Source organism: Acidimicrobiales bacterium (assembly GCA_035630295.1).
Taxonomy (GTDB): Bacteria; Actinomycetota; Acidimicrobiia; order Acidimicrobiales; family Iamiaceae; genus Iamia.
This window is the reverse complement of the sequence record DASQKY010000003.1, coordinates 1-14614: the sequence shown is the minus strand read 5'-3', so window position 1 is coordinate 14614 and position 14614 is coordinate 1. Positions and strand designations below refer to the sequence as shown.

At 75.3% G+C, this 14614-nt stretch carries 14 protein-coding genes; 4 read left to right on the top strand and 10 right to left on the bottom strand.

Annotated features, from left to right (window positions below; genetic code table 11):
• Nucleotides 1-19 precede the first annotated feature (19 nt).
• Nucleotides 20-346 (bottom strand): hypothetical protein, encoded by a 327-nt coding sequence (locus VEW93_00700; protein ID HYI60302.1) that lies wholly within the window; start codon nt 344-346, stop codon nt 20-22.
• On the bottom strand, nt 343-840 hold the full coding sequence (locus tag VEW93_00695) for a hypothetical protein (GenBank protein ID HYI60301.1): 498 nt from the start codon (nt 838-840) through the stop codon (nt 343-345). Before VEW93_00695 ends, VEW93_00700 begins: the two co-directional genes overlap by 4 nt.
• A gap of 62 nt (nt 841-902) precedes the next feature.
• On the opposite strand from VEW93_00695, the gene VEW93_00690 reads away from it, so the two are divergent.
• Together VEW93_00690 and VEW93_00685 are read left to right on the top strand one after the other, a co-directional pair.
• A complete protein-coding gene (locus VEW93_00690; GenBank protein HYI60300.1) occupies nt 903-1208 on the top strand; it encodes a hypothetical protein in 306 nt (101 codons plus the stop codon).
• A 94-nt stretch (nt 1209-1302) separates the two neighbouring features.
• The gene (locus VEW93_00685; GenBank protein ID HYI60299.1) at nt 1303-2679 is read left to right on the top strand and encodes an ABC transporter substrate-binding protein; all 1377 of its coding nucleotides are present in this window, start codon (nt 1303-1305) and stop codon (nt 2677-2679) included.
• A 93-nt stretch (nt 2680-2772) separates the two neighbouring features.
• Here VEW93_00685 and VEW93_00680 read toward each other — a convergent pair whose 3' ends face one another.
• From VEW93_00680 to VEW93_00650, 7 genes are all read right to left on the bottom strand, one after another.
• On the bottom strand, nt 2773-3501 hold the full coding sequence (locus VEW93_00680) for an ABC transporter ATP-binding protein (protein HYI60298.1): 729 nt from the start codon (nt 3499-3501) through the stop codon (nt 2773-2775).
• Entirely contained in the window at nt 3498-4373 is an 876-nt protein-coding gene (locus VEW93_00675; protein HYI60297.1) for an ABC transporter ATP-binding protein, read from the bottom strand. The genes VEW93_00680 and VEW93_00675 overlap by 4 nt, the downstream gene beginning before the upstream one ends.
• A complete protein-coding gene (locus VEW93_00670; GenBank protein HYI60296.1) occupies nt 4363-5394 on the bottom strand; it encodes a branched-chain amino acid ABC transporter permease in 1032 nt (343 codons plus the stop codon). Before VEW93_00670 ends, VEW93_00675 begins: the two co-directional genes overlap by 11 nt.
• A complete protein-coding gene (locus tag VEW93_00665) occupies nt 5391-6782 on the bottom strand; it encodes a branched-chain amino acid ABC transporter permease (GenBank protein ID HYI60295.1) in 1392 nt (463 codons plus the stop codon). The genes VEW93_00670 and VEW93_00665 overlap by 4 nt, the downstream gene beginning before the upstream one ends.
• Nucleotides 6783-6852: 70 nt before the next feature.
• On the bottom strand, nt 6853-7131 hold the full coding sequence (locus VEW93_00660) for a type II toxin-antitoxin system RelE/ParE family toxin (GenBank protein ID HYI60294.1): 279 nt from the start codon (nt 7129-7131) through the stop codon (nt 6853-6855).
• 16 nt (nt 7132-7147) lie between these two features.
• Nucleotides 7148-7396 carry a type II toxin-antitoxin system Phd/YefM family antitoxin gene (locus VEW93_00655; protein HYI60293.1) on the bottom strand — a complete coding sequence of 83 codons (249 nt, stop codon included), beginning with the start codon at nt 7394-7396 and terminating at the stop codon, nt 7148-7150.
• A gap of 41 nt (nt 7397-7437) precedes the next feature.
• Entirely contained in the window at nt 7438-8133 is a 696-nt protein-coding gene (locus VEW93_00650; protein HYI60292.1) for a chlorite dismutase family protein, read from the bottom strand.
• A gap of 95 nt (nt 8134-8228) precedes the next feature.
• Here VEW93_00650 and VEW93_00645 point away from each other — a divergent pair, with 95 nt between their 5' ends.
• Nucleotides 8229-12593: an FtsK/SpoIIIE domain-containing protein gene (locus VEW93_00645; protein ID HYI60291.1), complete on the top strand. Its 4365-nt coding sequence runs from the start codon at nt 8229-8231 to the stop codon at nt 12591-12593.
• Between the two features lie 77 nt (nt 12594-12670).
• Nucleotides 12671-12958 (top strand): hypothetical protein, encoded by a 288-nt coding sequence (locus VEW93_00640; GenBank protein ID HYI60290.1) that lies wholly within the window; start codon nt 12671-12673, stop codon nt 12956-12958.
• A 102-nt stretch (nt 12959-13060) separates the two neighbouring features.
• Here the strand turns inward: VEW93_00640 and groL are convergent.
• The coding region (gene groL / locus VEW93_00635; GenBank protein HYI60289.1) for a chaperonin GroEL at nt 13061-14614 on the bottom strand (1554 nt) is incomplete at its 5' end.

Here is a 14614-nt window from a genome sequence, read left to right as displayed (position 1 = left end):
GCCCTCCGTCGCGCCCGGATCAGTCCCCGGCGGGGCCGACGGCCGGCCAGCGGCGGAAGAAGGTCGAGCGGGGCAGCGCCTCGATCCCGGCCGCCCGCGCCGCGGCCAGCAGCGTGTCGTCGACGTGGGGGGCGAAGCCGACCACCGGCACCCCCAGGCCCGACACCGCCTCGACAGCGCCGGGGCGCGACAGGTCCACCACGACCAGGTCGACCGGTCGGGCGCCGCCCACCGCGTCGGCCAGGCGCCCCGGAGGCACCACGGTCACCTCCACGCCGTCCGCCCGCAGGCGGGAGCGGTCCATCAGGTCGGGGACGACGGCCACCACGTGGCGGGCCGCGGTCATCGCCGGCCCTCCCGCCGGCGGCGGGCCAGCACCACGTGGGCCTTGGCCGCCCCCCACACCAGGCCGGGCTCGTGCAGGTCGGGGTGGACGTCGCGGAACGAGGCCGGGCCCAGGGCGTAGACGTCGTCGGGGTGGAGCCGCCGGTCGACCTCGTCGCGGGCCACGGGGGGGACGCCCGCTGCGGCCAGCACCGCGGTCGGGTACCGGGCCGCCCCCCGCAGCAGGGCCAGGGGCCCGGTGGGCTGGTCGTCGACGTCCCGGGCCAGCAGGGCCCGCACCGCCGCGCCGGCCTCGGCCCTGGCCTCCTGGCCGGCCCGGTGGGCGGCCTCGGCCACCGCCTCGGGCACGGGGCGGCCGGCCTCGGCCAGGCGCGCCGTCACGCCCCGCTCCACCCAGCCCGGGAGGGCCGCCTCCACCGCGTCGGCCAGGGCGGTGGCGTGGGCCCGCAGGGCGGCGGCGTCGCCGGGGTCGTCAGGTGCCGGCCGGGGGTCCACCCTGCCAGGATGGTCGCCGTGGAGCACCCCGCGCCCATCCCGACCCGCCGGCGGGGCCGGCGGTGAGGATCCGGGCCCTGTCGGTGTTCGAGGGCGTCGTCTACCACTGCGTCCTGGTCGACCCCCAGCACCCGTGCCGGCCCACGCTGGAGGTCGAGGCCGTGCTGCGGGCCGGCGACGCCGACGACGGGCCCATCCTGCTGAGCGTGGCCGACTACGTGCTGATGGCCGGGGGCCACGACGTGGCCCGGCCCTGCCTCGACCAGTTGGCGGCCCGGGGCCGGATCGTGGCCCACCTCGGGGTCGACCACCTGGCCTTCCCGACCTGGACGCCGGTCGACATCTCGGTTCCCGGCCACCCCGCCTGACCCGGGCCGCCGCCGAGCGGGCCCGGCAGCGATTGCCTACACTCGGCCTCGTCCATGACGGACGTCACACCCCCGACGGAAGGACGCATCCCCCATGCGACGTCGCACGACCCTCATGAAGCTCCTGTCGCTGCTCACCGTCTTCGCCTTCGTGGCCGCCGGCTGCGGGGACGACGACGAGCCCAGCACCGACGCGGGCCAGTCGGGCGAGAGCACGACCACGGCGGCCGACGGATCGACCACCACCGAGGCCCCGCCGGCCGCCACCGCCCCGGCCTCGGACCGGGGCAACGTCGACAACGTGCTGAAGCTGGGCACCCTGCTGCCCGAGTCCGGTGACCTGGCCGCCATCGTCGAGTCGCTGCGCACGCCCATCGACCTGGCCATCGAGGAGATCAACGCCGGCGGCGGCGTGTTCGGCCAGGACGTGGTCACCGCCAGCGCCGACGATGGCACCGACCCGCAGCGGGCCAGCAACGGCTTCGACCGGCTCTCCGAGAGCGACAAGGTCGACGTGATCCTGGGACCGGCTGGCTCCAGCGTGGTGGTGGGCGTGTTCGACAAGATCGCGGCGGCGGGCATCCCGACCTGCTCCGGGTCGGCCACCTCCTACGAGCTCACGCAGCTCCAGCAGGACGGCGACGACGGCGGCTACTTCCTCCGGACCGCTCCCCCCGACACCTTGCAGGGTCCGGCCCTGGCCGACCTGGTCACCAGCGACGGCAACACCTCGGTGAGCCTGATCGTGCGCAACGACTCCTACGGCACCGGCTTCGCCGACTCGCTGGAGAGCCGCTTCGCCTCCAACGGCGTGGACGTCGACGAGACCGTGGCCTACAACCCCGACGCCGGCAGCTTCGACACCGAGGCCCAGACCATCGCCGACGCCGGCTCCGACGCCGTGGTCCTCATCGGCTTCCCCGACGACGGCGGCAAGGTGCTGAGCGCCCTCATCACCGCTGGCGCCGGCCCCGCCGACCTGGCCCTCTACACCGCGGATGGGCTCCAGTCGGGCGAGCTCTACACCAAGGTCGACGCCGAGGACCCCTCGGTGGTCGAGGGCATCCGGGGCACGGCCCCGTCCTCGGCCCCCGGCGGGGTCGAGAGCCCGTTCATCGCCACCTACGAGGAGACCGGGGTCGACCCGATCTTCTCGTCCTACTACTACGACTGCACCATGATCCTGGCCCTGGCGGCCGAGGCCGCCGGCACCGACGAGGGCGACAAGATCGTGGCCGAGGTGGCCGACGTGGTGGCCGGCGGCGAGAAGTGCGACTCCTGGGCCTCGTGCAAGGAGCTGCTCGACGCCGGGGAGGACTTCGACTACGACGGTGCCTCCGGGGCCCTGGACTTCAACGGCCTGCTGGAGCCGACGGCCGGCGTCTACGACGTGTGGGCCTTCGACGCCGAAGGCGGGGTGGCCACCGAGGACGCCGAGACCCAGATCGCCATCAGCGAGGAAGACCTCTGACCTGACCCGGCCGACCTGATCCTCGACCGAGGGCCGCTCCCCACCGGGGGGCGGCCCTCGCCGCGCCCCGCCCGCCGCGCCGCGCCGGAGGGCCTAGGCCTGGGCCAGGGAGCCGAGGTAGAGCTCGATGACCTTGGGGTCGTGGAGCAGCTCGTCGCCCGAGCCGGTGTGGGCGTTGGTGCCCTGGTCCAGCACGTAGGCCCGGTCGCACACCTGAAGGCAGCGGCGGGCGTTCTGTTCCACCATCACCACCGTCACGCCGGTCCGGTTGATCTGGCGCACCCGCACGAACACCTCGTCCTGGTTGGACGGCGACAGCCCGGCCGACGGCTCGTCCAGCAGCAACACCGACGGCTCCATCATCAGGGCCCGGCCCATGGCCAGCATCTGGCGCTCGCCCCCCGACAGGGCCCCGGCCCGCTGCCGCCGCCGCTCCCCCAGCCGGGGGAACAGAGCGGCCACCGCGTCGAAGCGCTCGGCGAAGCGCCGGGGGGCCAGGTACAGGCCCATGCGCAGATTCTCCTCCACGGTGAGGGAGGTGAACACGTTGCGGACCTGGGGCACGTAGCCCACCCCCTGCTGGACCAGGGCGTGAGCCGGCAGGCGGGTGATGTCGGCCCCTCGCAGCACCACCGCCCCGGAGCGCACCGGCACCAGCCCGAACAGCACCTTGACCAGGGTGGACTTGCCGGCCCCGTTGGGGCCGATGATGCCCACCACCTCGCCGTCGGCGGCCCGCAGGGAGCAACCCCGCAGGATGTCGACCCCGGGGACGTAGCCGGCCACCAGGTCCCGGGCGTCGAGCAGGGCGTCGTCGCTCATCCCGGCTGCACCTCGGTGGCCAGCGCCGGGTCGGGGACGGCCTCCTCACCGTGGTGGCCGCCCAGGTAGGCGTCGATCACCGCCGGGTTCGAGGCGATGGCCCGGGGCGGCCCCTCGGCGATGACCCGGCCCTCGGCCAGGCACACCACCCAGTCGGAGATGGACATGACCACGTCCATGTCGTGCTCCACGAAGACCACGGTGGTGCCCTCGTCCCGCAGGGCGGTGACGTGGCCGAGCAGCGACTGGGTGAGGGCCGGGTTCACGCCGGCCATGGGCTCGTCCAGCATCACCAGCCGGGGGTCGACCATCAGGGCCCGGGCCATGTCCAGCAGCTTGCGCTGCCCACCGGAGAGGTTGCCGGCGTACTCGTCGCGCAGGGCGGCCAGCTTGAACCGCTCCAGCAGGCTCTCGGCCTTGGCCGTCACCTCGACCTCACGGCCCGACCAGGTGAAGGGCAGCACCGCCGACCACAGCCGCTCGCCGGGCTGGGCCGGGGCGGCCAGGCGCACGTTGTCCAGCACGGTCAGGCGGGCCAGGGCCTTGGTCAACTGGAAGGTGCGGACCATGCCCTGCTGGGCCCGGCGATGGGGAGGGGTGCGGGTCACGTCCCGGCCGTCGAAGGTGCACCGCCCCTCGCCACCCCGGTCGAAGCCGGTGAGCAGGTTGAAGAACGTGGTCTTGCCGGCACCGTTGGGCCCGATGAGGGCGGTGATGGTGCCCCGCTGCACCTCCAGGTGCTCGACGTCCACGGCCACCAGGCCACCGAAGCGGCGCTGCACGCCGTCGGCCACCAGGATCGGGTCGGGCTTGGCCACGCCGGGGGTGGCCGCCACGCCGGCCAGAGCGGTGGCCGCGGCCTCAGCGCTCATCGACCATCAGCTCCTTCTTGTTGCCGAAGATGCCCTGGGGCACCAGCACCACCAGGAGCATCAGGGCCAGGCCCACCACCGCGTTCTGGACGGCGCCGATGTCGGTGGGGGCGATGGTCGACGAGGAGATGACGTCGCTGGAGATGGCCTCCCGCAGCGTGGTGTCGAGGCCCTGGAACAGGAACCAGAACAGGACGGCCCCCACGACGGGCGCCAGGGCGTGGCCCCGGCCCCCGAGGATGATCACCGTGTAGCAGTAGAAGGTGGTGACGGCCAGGAAGTACGAGGGGTTGACGTAGGAGCCGTCGAAGGCGGTGACCATGCCGGCCAGGGCGCCGATGACCCCGCCCAGCACCAGGCTCTGGAGCTTGTAGGAGAAGACGCTCTTGCCCAGGCTGCGGGCCGCGTCCTCGTCCTCCCGGATGGACCGCATGACCCGGCCCCACGGCGCCCGGGCCGCCAGCCACAGCAGCACGGTGAACAGGGCGACCAGGCCCCAGGCCACCACCATCAGCCACAGCTGGCGGTGGTTGAAGGTGATCGACCCCGGGCCGTAGCGCCCGCTGGGGATGGGGTTGACCCGATAGAACGGCTCGGCGAAGCCCTTCAGCCCCTGGGTCCCGCCGGTGGTGGGCTGGAACGAGCGCGACAACACGGTGTAGCGGAGGATCTCGGCCGCGGCGATGGTGACCACGGCCAGGTAGTCGGCCCGCAGGCGGAGGGTGGGGACGCCCAGCACCAGGGCCAGCACCACGCTGGCCAGGATCCCGACCAGGACCCCGAGCCACAGGGGCGCGCCCTGGTCGACGGAGATGGCCGTGCCGTACGCCCCCACCAGCAGGAAGCCGACGTGGCCGAAGTTCAGCAGGCCGGTGTAGCCGTACTGCACGTTGAGGCCCACCGCGGCCAGGGCGTAGACCGCGGCCGGCACCCCGAAGGCGGAGCGGACGGCGTCGGTGCCGACCTTGGGCCAATCCATGTCGCCCACCCCGGCGACCACGAGGGCGGCCGTGCTGCTCACCCCAACCGCTCCCGCACGCCGAGGACGCCCTGGGGCCGCAGCAGGAGCACCACCACGAGCACGCCGAGGGACACCGCGGTCTTGAAGTCGTTGGGGATCCACAGGGTGCTGACCTCGGAGGCCAGGCCCACGATCATGCCGCCCACCATGGCCCCGTAGGCGCTGCCCAGGCCGCCGAGCACCACCGCCGCGAACATCAGCAGGAGCTGCTGATAGCCCAGGTCCCAGTCCACCTGCTCGGCCACCGCGAACAGCACCCCGCCCAGGGCGGCCAGGCCGGTCCCCACCGCCCACACCGCCAGGATGATGCGGCGCACGTCGATGCCGGAGGACTCGGCCAGGTCCCGGTCGTCGGCCACGGCCCGCATGGCCGTGCCCAGGCGGGTGCCCTGGAGCAACAGGCCCACCCCGACCATGGCCACGACGGCCACCGCGCACACCACCAGGTCCTTGGGGGCCAGGCCCAGGAAGACGGCCCGCTGGGTGGCGTACTGGCGCAGCGGCCGCGGGTTGTTGTCGAAGACGACCAGGTACGTGTACCGCAGCAGCAGCGACATGCCGATGGTGAACACGATGAGGGCCACGTTGCCGGTGCCCCGGCGGCGCAACGGCCCGAACACGCCGCCCTCCAGGGCCGCGCCCAGGAGCAGCCCGCAGGCCACGGTGAGCACGCTGGCCACCACCAGCGAGAGCTGAGGCACACCGCCCCGGGCCGAGCTGAGGAAGTAGACGACCAGGGCCCCGAAGGTCACCAGCTCGCCGTGGGCGAAGTTCACCAGGCCGGTCACGCCGAACACCAGGGAAAGGCCGATGGCGGCCATGCCCACGATGAGCCCGACCCGCACCCCCGCCCCCAGGCGATCACCGAAGCGGTCGGCGAAGGACGGCCCGATCACCCGCTCACCGAGGGGGAAGGCGAAGGTGCGGCGCAGGTTGGGGCCCACCCGCTCGGGCCCCAGGGTGCCCCGGTCCTCGTCCCGCAGGTCCACACCGTCGGGCAGCGTCTCCTGGTCCAGGGTGACGGTGTAGGTGCCCACCGGGACCTCGGCCTCCCACTGCCCCTCGGCGTCGGTGGTCTCCTCGGTGACGACGGTGGACCCCCGGCGGACGACCAGGGTCACCCCGGCCACCGGCCGATCCTCGGCCCCCTCCTCCACGAACACCCGCCCTCCCATCGTCCCCAGCCGCTCCTCCTCCGCCTGCCGGGGCGGGGCGCCGCCTGCGGCCTCGGCGCCGGCGCCCGCCGGGCCGGCTCCGGAGGTCAGCACGGCCAGCACCGCGACCAGGCCGGCCAGGGCCAGGGCGGCGCCCCGGCCGAGCCGCGCCCCCGGACCGGCCGGCGGGCCGAGCTCGGTGACGGGGGTGGCGACGGGACCCGGGCTGGTCACAGGCGCCGCAGCCTAGGACCGGCGGCGCCGGCGTGTCGTGCGTCTCACTGGCCCACCCACTCCGCCAGGATCAGCGCGACCGGTAGGCGTGACGGCGGTGCTGGACCCGGTGGACGGTGACCGTCCGCGCCGCATCGTCGATCTCGTAGATCACCCGGTAGTCGGCCCGGCGCGCCGACCGCAGCCCGGCCAGTTCCCCGACGAGGGGCTTGCCGACCCGTCGGGGGTCGTGAGCCAGGGGACCGTGGATCAGGGCCAGGGCCGCATGGTGGATCTTCTCCGGCAGCCGGTCGAGGTGCCGCCGGGCCTCGGGGGTGGCGAGGACGCGGTACGCCTCCTCTTCGGCCACGACCTGATCCCGTCGCTCAGGGGAGGGCGAGGGGGGCGGCCAGGCCGGCCGCAGCCTCCTGGCGGGAAGCGTCCAGGCTGGCCGCCACCTCGGCGTCCTCGAGGATGGCCAGCGTCTCCTCGAGCGAGTCGAGGTAGTCGGGGTGGACCAGGACGAACGAAGGCCGCCCGTGCCGCGTCACCACGACGCGATCCCGCTCACCCTCGACACGATCGGCCAGCTCCGACAGGTGGCTCTTGGCCTCGGAGAACGGCACCGTGCTCATTGGTCAAGATTCTGACCTATGCCATCGCCGTCCGCAACCCCTCAGGCCAGGCCGACCTGGGAGAGGACCTCGTCGAGGGAGCCGACCATGCCGGTGTAGAAGGTGCCGAACTCGCCGTAGAGGGCCGAGGCGGTGTCGTAGCGCATGGTGTAGACGACCTCCTTCAGGTCGTCGGGGTGCACGGCGAACAACGTGACCCCCCACTCGAAGTCGTCGACCCCGGTGGAGCCGGTGACCACCTGGAGCACCCGGCCCGCGAACTTCCGGCCCGAGCCGCCGTGCTCGTACATGAGCTCCTTGCGCTCGTCATAGGGCAGGGTGAACCAGTTGGCCCCGACCCACCGGCGCTTCGACATGGGGTAGAAGCACCAGGCCCGCTTGCCCTCCGGCGGGAGCTGGGGCCACAGCCGGGCCTGGCGCAGCTCCTCGGGCACGCCCTGGGCGTACTCCGACAGCTCGGTGAGCGACACGTAGGAGTCGGCCAGCACCAGGCCGGCGGCGGCCAGGTCGGTCTGCACCGCCCGGAGGCGCCACAGGTCCGGCCCCAGCGCCATGGTGGCCAGGTCGGCCTTGTGGCCCAGCAGCGCCACCGGCACCACCTGGACCCCGTCGGACTCGGCCGCCTTCACCGCGGCGGCCACCGCGGCCGCGTCGACCGGGGGGTCGGCCGGGCCGGGCCGCTTCCAGAACAGGTGCAGGACGCCCTGGCCGACCTGGGGGACGAGCGGCTCGGTCACGGTCCGACCCTACCGGCAGGCCCCGGCCCGGCCCCCGTCGTCGGGCGGCCCGGCGCGGGGTCGGCGCCCGGGGGCGAGGGGTAGGAGGGCCGGTCATGCAGATCGTCCTGGCCCACGGCGGGCACCACCTCGAGCTGGACGTGGCCGTCCACGACCCCGACGCCACGGTGGGCCACCTGGTGGCGGCCCTGGCTGCGGCGGCCAGGGTGCCACCGGGCCCGGGCCTCGACCTGGAGGTCGACGGCGAGGTGGTGGCCCGGCACCGCCGCCTGGACCGGTCCGGCCTCCGCTCCGGCGCCGTCGTCCGCCTGGTCCCCGCGCCGTCGCCGGGCCCGACCCCTGCCGCCAACGGTGGGGCTGCCGGCTCGGGGGAAGGCGGCACGGCCGCCCACGGGATGGCGCTGGGGCCTCCCCTCGAGCCCGTCAGCCTCGGGACGCAGGCCGAGGTGGCGGTGGTGGGCGGGCTCGACACGGGATCTCGCACCGCGGTGGGGCCGGGCTGGTGGAGCGTGGGCCGGTCCTCCCAGGACGTGGTCGTCAGCCACGACACCGTGTCGGGCCACCACGCCCGGCTGGACGTGGGTCCCGACGGCACCGCCACCGTCACCGACGCCGGGTCCCACAACGGCACGTGGGTCGACGGGCGGGCGGCCACCACTCCCACCCCGATCCGGCCCGGGGCCGTCGTCCGCCTGGGCGCGGTCCAGGTGGTGGTGCGGCCGCCGATCACCGACGACCGGGCCAGCGGTCTCGGGAGCGGGAGCGGGAGCGGTGGGTTGCGGGGCGGGCCCACGGTGCCGTTCAACCGGCCACCCCGGCCGGCCCCGCCCCCGCCGGCCGAGCCGGTGGCGCTCCCCGTCCCGCCCCGGGAGGAGGCCGGGCCCACGGGGGTCGGGGCCCTGTCCATCGTCGCCTCGATGGTGGCCGCCGGAGCGATGGTGGCCATCACCGGTCAGGTCCTCTACGCCGCCCTGGCCCTCCTGGGGCCGGTGACGGCGGTGGCCTCCGCCCTCGACGGCCGGCGGCGGGGGCGGCGAGGGCGCCGGCGGGAGGCGGCCCGCTACCGGCGCGACCTCGACGGGCTGGCCCGAACCCTCGCCGTCCGGGCCGAGGCCGAACGGTGCCGGCGGGCTGACGAGGTGCCCGACCCGGCCGAGCTCCTGCGCCGGGTCGAGGGCCCGTCCACCCGGTTGTGGGAGCGCCGGCCCGGTCACCACGACTGGCTCCGCCTGCGGGTCGGGATCGGCGCCGACCGGTGGGTCCTGCCGGTGGCCGGTGACCCGCGGGGCCGGACCGAGGAGGTGCGCGCCGTCCTGGAGGCCGCCAGCCGGCTGGTCGAGGCGCCCGTCGTGGTCGACCTGGACGGCAACGGCGTGGTCGGCGTGGTCGGCCCCCGGCCGGCGGCCCTGGCCGTGGCCCGGGCTCTGGTGGTGCAGGCCGCCGTCCTCCACGGCCCGGCCGACCTGCCGGTGCTGGTGCTGGCCGGCCCCGGGACGGCCGGCGACTGGGACTGGGCCAAGTGGCTGCCCCACACCCGGGACCCGGCCGGGTCGGGGCGCCGCCTCCTGGCCGCCGACCCGGCCGGCGCCGAGGCCTGGTGCCGGGCCCGGGCCGAGGCCGTCGACGACGGACCGGCCCATCGGCTGCCGCCCGACCGGGACGGAGCGGGGTCCGCCACGCTGGTGGTGGTGGACGACGAGGCCCTCACCGAAGGGCGCCGGGCGCCGGTGCGAGCCGTCCTGCGAGGTGGGGCCGGGCCGGTGGCCGGCGTGGTGGTGGCGAGCACCGAGGACCGGTTGCCGGCCGCCTGCACCGTGGTGATCGAGGTGCAGGACGGCGACGGCACGGCCCGGGTCCACCGCCTCCGGGACGGGACCGTGGTGCCCGGCGCGCTGGCCGGTGGGATCTCCGAGGCCACGGCCCGGCGGGCGGCCCGGGGCCTGGCCCGGTTCGACGACCCGGAACAGGCCGGGGCCGGCGCCGACCTCCCGCCCGCCGTCGCCCTCCTGCCCCTCCTCGGCCTCGACCCGCCGGAGCCGGCGGCGGTGGCCCGGCGGTGGGAGGAAGGTGGCTCCGACCCGGCGCTGGTCGCCCCGGTGGGGGTGGCCGCCGACGGGGCCCTGGCCCTCGACCTGGTGGGTGACGGGCCCCACGCGCTGGTGGCCGGGACCACCGGCGCCGGCAAGTCCGAGCTCCTGCGCTCGCTGGTGGCCGGCCTGGCCGCCGGCGCCCCACCGGAGCGCTGCACGTTCCTGCTGGTCGACTTCAAGGGCGGCAGCGCCTTCGACCAATGCGCCCACCTCCCCCACGTCGTCGGCCTGGTCACCGACCTCGACACCCACCTGGCCCAGCGGGCGCTGCGCTCGCTGGAGGCCGAGCTGCGCCATCGCGAGCGGGTCCTCCGGGCCGCCGGGGCCGCCGACCTGGCCGCCCACCGGCGCCTGGCCGGCACCACCGGGCCGCCCCTCCCCCGGCTGGTGGTGGTGGTCGACGAGTTCGCCACCCTGCGGGCCGAGCTGCCGGACTTCGTGGAGTCACTGGTCGGGGTGGCCCAGCGGGGCCGGTCGCTGGGGGTGCACCTGGTGCTGGCCACCCAGCGGCCCAGTGGGGCGGTCAGCGAGAGCATCCGGGCCAACACCGCCCTGCGCATCGCCCTCCGGGTCCAGGACGCCGCCGACTCCCACGACGTCATCGACGGCCCCGGCGCGGCCCGTCTCCCCCGGGGCCGGCCGGGCCGGGCCCTGGTGCGCTTCGGGCCCGGGGAGGTGGTGGCCTTCCAGGCCGCCCTCGGCACCGGCCCGGCACCGGTCGGCCGGCGGGGCCCGGTGGAGGTGCGCCCCTTCCGGGGTGCGGAGCCGGCCCCGGGCGGCGAAGAGCACCAGGATCGACCGGACGGCCCGTCGGACCTGGCCCGCCTGGTCGAGGCGTGCCGCCGGGCCCACGCCGCCTCGGGCCGCCCCCTCCCCCGGCGGCCGTGCCTGGGCCCGCTGCCGGCCCAGGTCGACCTGGCCGAGGTGGCGGCCGCGGCCGGGCCCGCCGCCCCCTTCGGCTCCGCCGGGGCCGAGGTCGCCTTCGCCCTGGCCGACCGGCCCGACGACCAGGCCCAGGTGCCCTTCGGGTGGCGCCCGGCCGACGGCCACCTCCTGCTGGCCGGGCTCCCGGGCAGCGGCACCACCACCGCGCTGTTGTCCCTGGCCCTGGCCGCGGCCCGGGGCACGGGGCCCGACGACCTGCACCTGTACGCGCTGGACATGGGGACCGGGGTCCTCGGGGCGCTGGACGGCCTGCCCCACACCGGCGCCGTGGTCGGCCCGGGCGACGGCGAGCGCCAGGCCCGCCTGGTGGCCTGGCTCCGGGCCGAGCTGGACCGCCGCCGGCGGGGCCCCACCGGTCCCGACGCCCCTCGCGTGCTGGTGCTGGTCGACGGCATCGGCCCCCTACTGGCCGAGTGGGAGGAGTCCTCCGGCGTCGTCGTGGACGGCTTCGCCCGCGCCTTCGCCGAGGGTCCGGAGCTGGGCCTGCACCTGGCGGTGGCCGGTGACCGGCCCGGTGACCTACCGGCGCCGCTCCGGGGGGTGGTGCGCCAGCAGCTGCTGTTCCGCCTGGCCGACGACCTCGACCACGCCCAGGCCGGGTTCCGCCGCGCCGACCTGCCCGCCTTCGTACCCGGCCGGGCCGTGGCCGCCGGCCGGGCCGTCGAGGTCCAGGTGGCCCGTCCGGCCGGCGGGGTCGAGGCCGAGGTGGCGGCGGTGGCCGCCCGCCACGCCGGTGGACCCCGGTGCCACCCTCCGGTCCCGGTCGGTGCGCTCCCCCGCGCCGTGGCGGTGGCCGAGGTGGCCGGCGCCACCCGCCTCGCCACCGTTCCCCGGCTCCTGACCGTCGGGATCGGTGAGCGCACCCTCGGGCCGGCCGGCCTGACCCTGTACGAGGGCGAGCACGCCCTGGTGGCCGGGCCGGCCCGCTCCGGCCGCACCACGGTGCTGGCCGTGGCCGGCACCGTGGCCCGGGCCGCCGGGTGGCGTACGGCGGTGGTGGCCGGGCCGCGTTCGACGCTGGGGGACGACGGCGCCCTGGGCCCGCGCCTGTCGCCCGGCGCCGTGGCCGACGCGCTGCCCGCCCTCCTCGACCGGGAGCCGGTCGGGCCGCCCCTGCTGCTGCTGGTCGACGACATGGAGGGGGTCGACCCGGAGGGCGGGGTCCTGCCCGACGTCCTGGCCCGGCCCGATGTCGTGGTGGTGGCAGCCGGGCGGGCCGACGCGCTGCGGGGGCTGTGGTCGCACTGGGCCCGGCTGGTCCGGGCCAGCCGCGTCGGCCTGCTGCTCCAGCCCGACGTGGACCTCGACGGCGACCTGCTGGACGTGCGACTGCCCCGGCGGGCCACCACCGCTCTGGGGCCGGGCCGGGGCTACCTGTGCACCGGGGGGGAGGTGGAGCTCGTCCAGGTGGCCCAGCCCGACTGAACACGACGTTTGTCGAGGTACATCGAGGGTACCCGTGGTCCGCCTTAGTCGTCCGCCGTCACCCCAGGAGAGACCCCATGAGCAGCGACCGCGTCCTCGCCACCGAGACGGCCCGGGTGGCCGTCGACGGCCTCCGGGCCACCGTCGACGGCCAGCTGGCCACCGACATCGCCACCATCGTCCGCCACGGCGAGACCCTGTCCCGCCCCGACGTGTGGGATGGCCAACTGGCCCGGGCCTTCCGCGACGGGTGGCCCACCACCGCCCGCCAGTTGGAGACCGCCCGTGACGAGCTCCTCCGCCTGGCCGGCGAGGTGGCCCGCATCCGCGCCGCCATCATGCAGGCCGGCGGCAACGCGGCCTGAGCCACCCCCGGGTCGGTCGACGCGGAAGGGCCGCCCCCGAGAGGGCGGCCCTTCGTCGTGCTGGTGCCGGCCCGAGGCCGGTCGGTCAGCGGGCGGGGACGATCAGAAGTCGTCCATGCCACCGCCGCCGGGCATCCCGCCACCGGCGCCGCTCTCGGCCGGCTTGTCGACGATGACGGCCTCGGTGGTGAGGAACAGGGCGGCGATGGACGCCGCGTTCTGAAGCGCCGACCGGGTGACCTTGGCCGCGTCGGGGACCTTGGAGGTGAGGTCCTCGTACTCGCCGGTGCCGGCGTTGTAGCCGTGACCACCTTCGAGGCCCTTCACCTTCTCGACCACGACGCCGCCCTCGAGGCCGGCGTTGAGGGCGATCTGCTTGAGCGGCTCCTCGACGGCCTTGGCCACGATGCGGGCCCCGGTGGCCTCGTCGCCCGAGAGCTTCTCGGCCACGTCGAGGATGGCGGACTGGGTGCGGATGAGGGCCACGCCGCCGCCGGGCACCACGCCCTCCTCCACCGCGGCCTTGGCCGTGGACACCGCGTCCTCGATGCGGTGCTTCTTCTCCTTGAGCTCGGTCTCGGTGGCGGCGCCGACCTTGAGCACGGCCACGCCCCCGGACAGCTTGGCCAGGCGCTCCTGGAGCTTCTCCCGGTCGTAGTCGGAGTCGGTGCTGTCGATCTCGGCCTTGATCTGGGCGATGCGGCCCTTGATGTCGCCCTCGTCGCCGCCGCCCTCGACGATGGTGGTCTCGTCCTTGCTGACGATGACCTTCTTGGCCGTGCCCAGCAGGTCGAGGGTGGTGTTCTCCAGCTTGAGGCCGACCTCCTCGGAGATGACCTGGCCGCCGGTGAGGATGGCGATGTCGGCCAGCATGGCCTTGCGGCGCTCGCCGAAGCCGGGGGCCTTGACCGCCACCGACTTGAACGTGCCCCGGATCTTGTTGACCACCAGCGTGGCCAGGGCCTCGCCCTCGATGTCCTCGGCCACGATGACCAGCGGGCGACCGCCCTGCATGATCTTCTCGAGGACGGGGACCAGGTCGCGCACGGCGGTGATCTTGGACGACACCAGGAGGACCACGGCGTCGTCGAGGACGGCCTCCATGCGGTCGGTGTCGGTGACGAAGTAGGGGGAGATGTAGCCCTTGTCGAAGCGCATGCCCTCGACCAGGTCCATCTCCAGGCCGAAGGTGTTGGACTCCTCGACGGTGATGACGCCGTCCTTGCCCACCTTGTCGATGGCCTCGGCGATCTTCTCGCCGATCTCCTGGTCGTTGGCCGAGATGGCGGCGACCTGGGCGATCTGCTCCTTGGAGTCGGTGTCCTTGGCGATGTCCTTCAGGCTCTCGACGGCGGCCTCGACGGCGGCCTCGATGCCCTTCTTGAGCGACATCGGGTTGGCGCCGGCGGCCACGTTGCGCAGGCCGTGGCGGACCATCGACCAGGCGAGGACGGTCGCGGTGGTGGTGCCGTCACCGGCGACGTCGTCGGTCTTCTTGGCGACCTCCTTGACGAGCTCGGCGCCGATCTTCTCGTAGGGGTCCTCGAGGTCGATCTCCTTGGCGATGGACACGCCGTCGTTGGTGATCGTCGGCGCCCCCCACGACTTCGACAGGACGACGTTGCGGCCCTTCGGGCCCAGGGTGACGCGCACGGC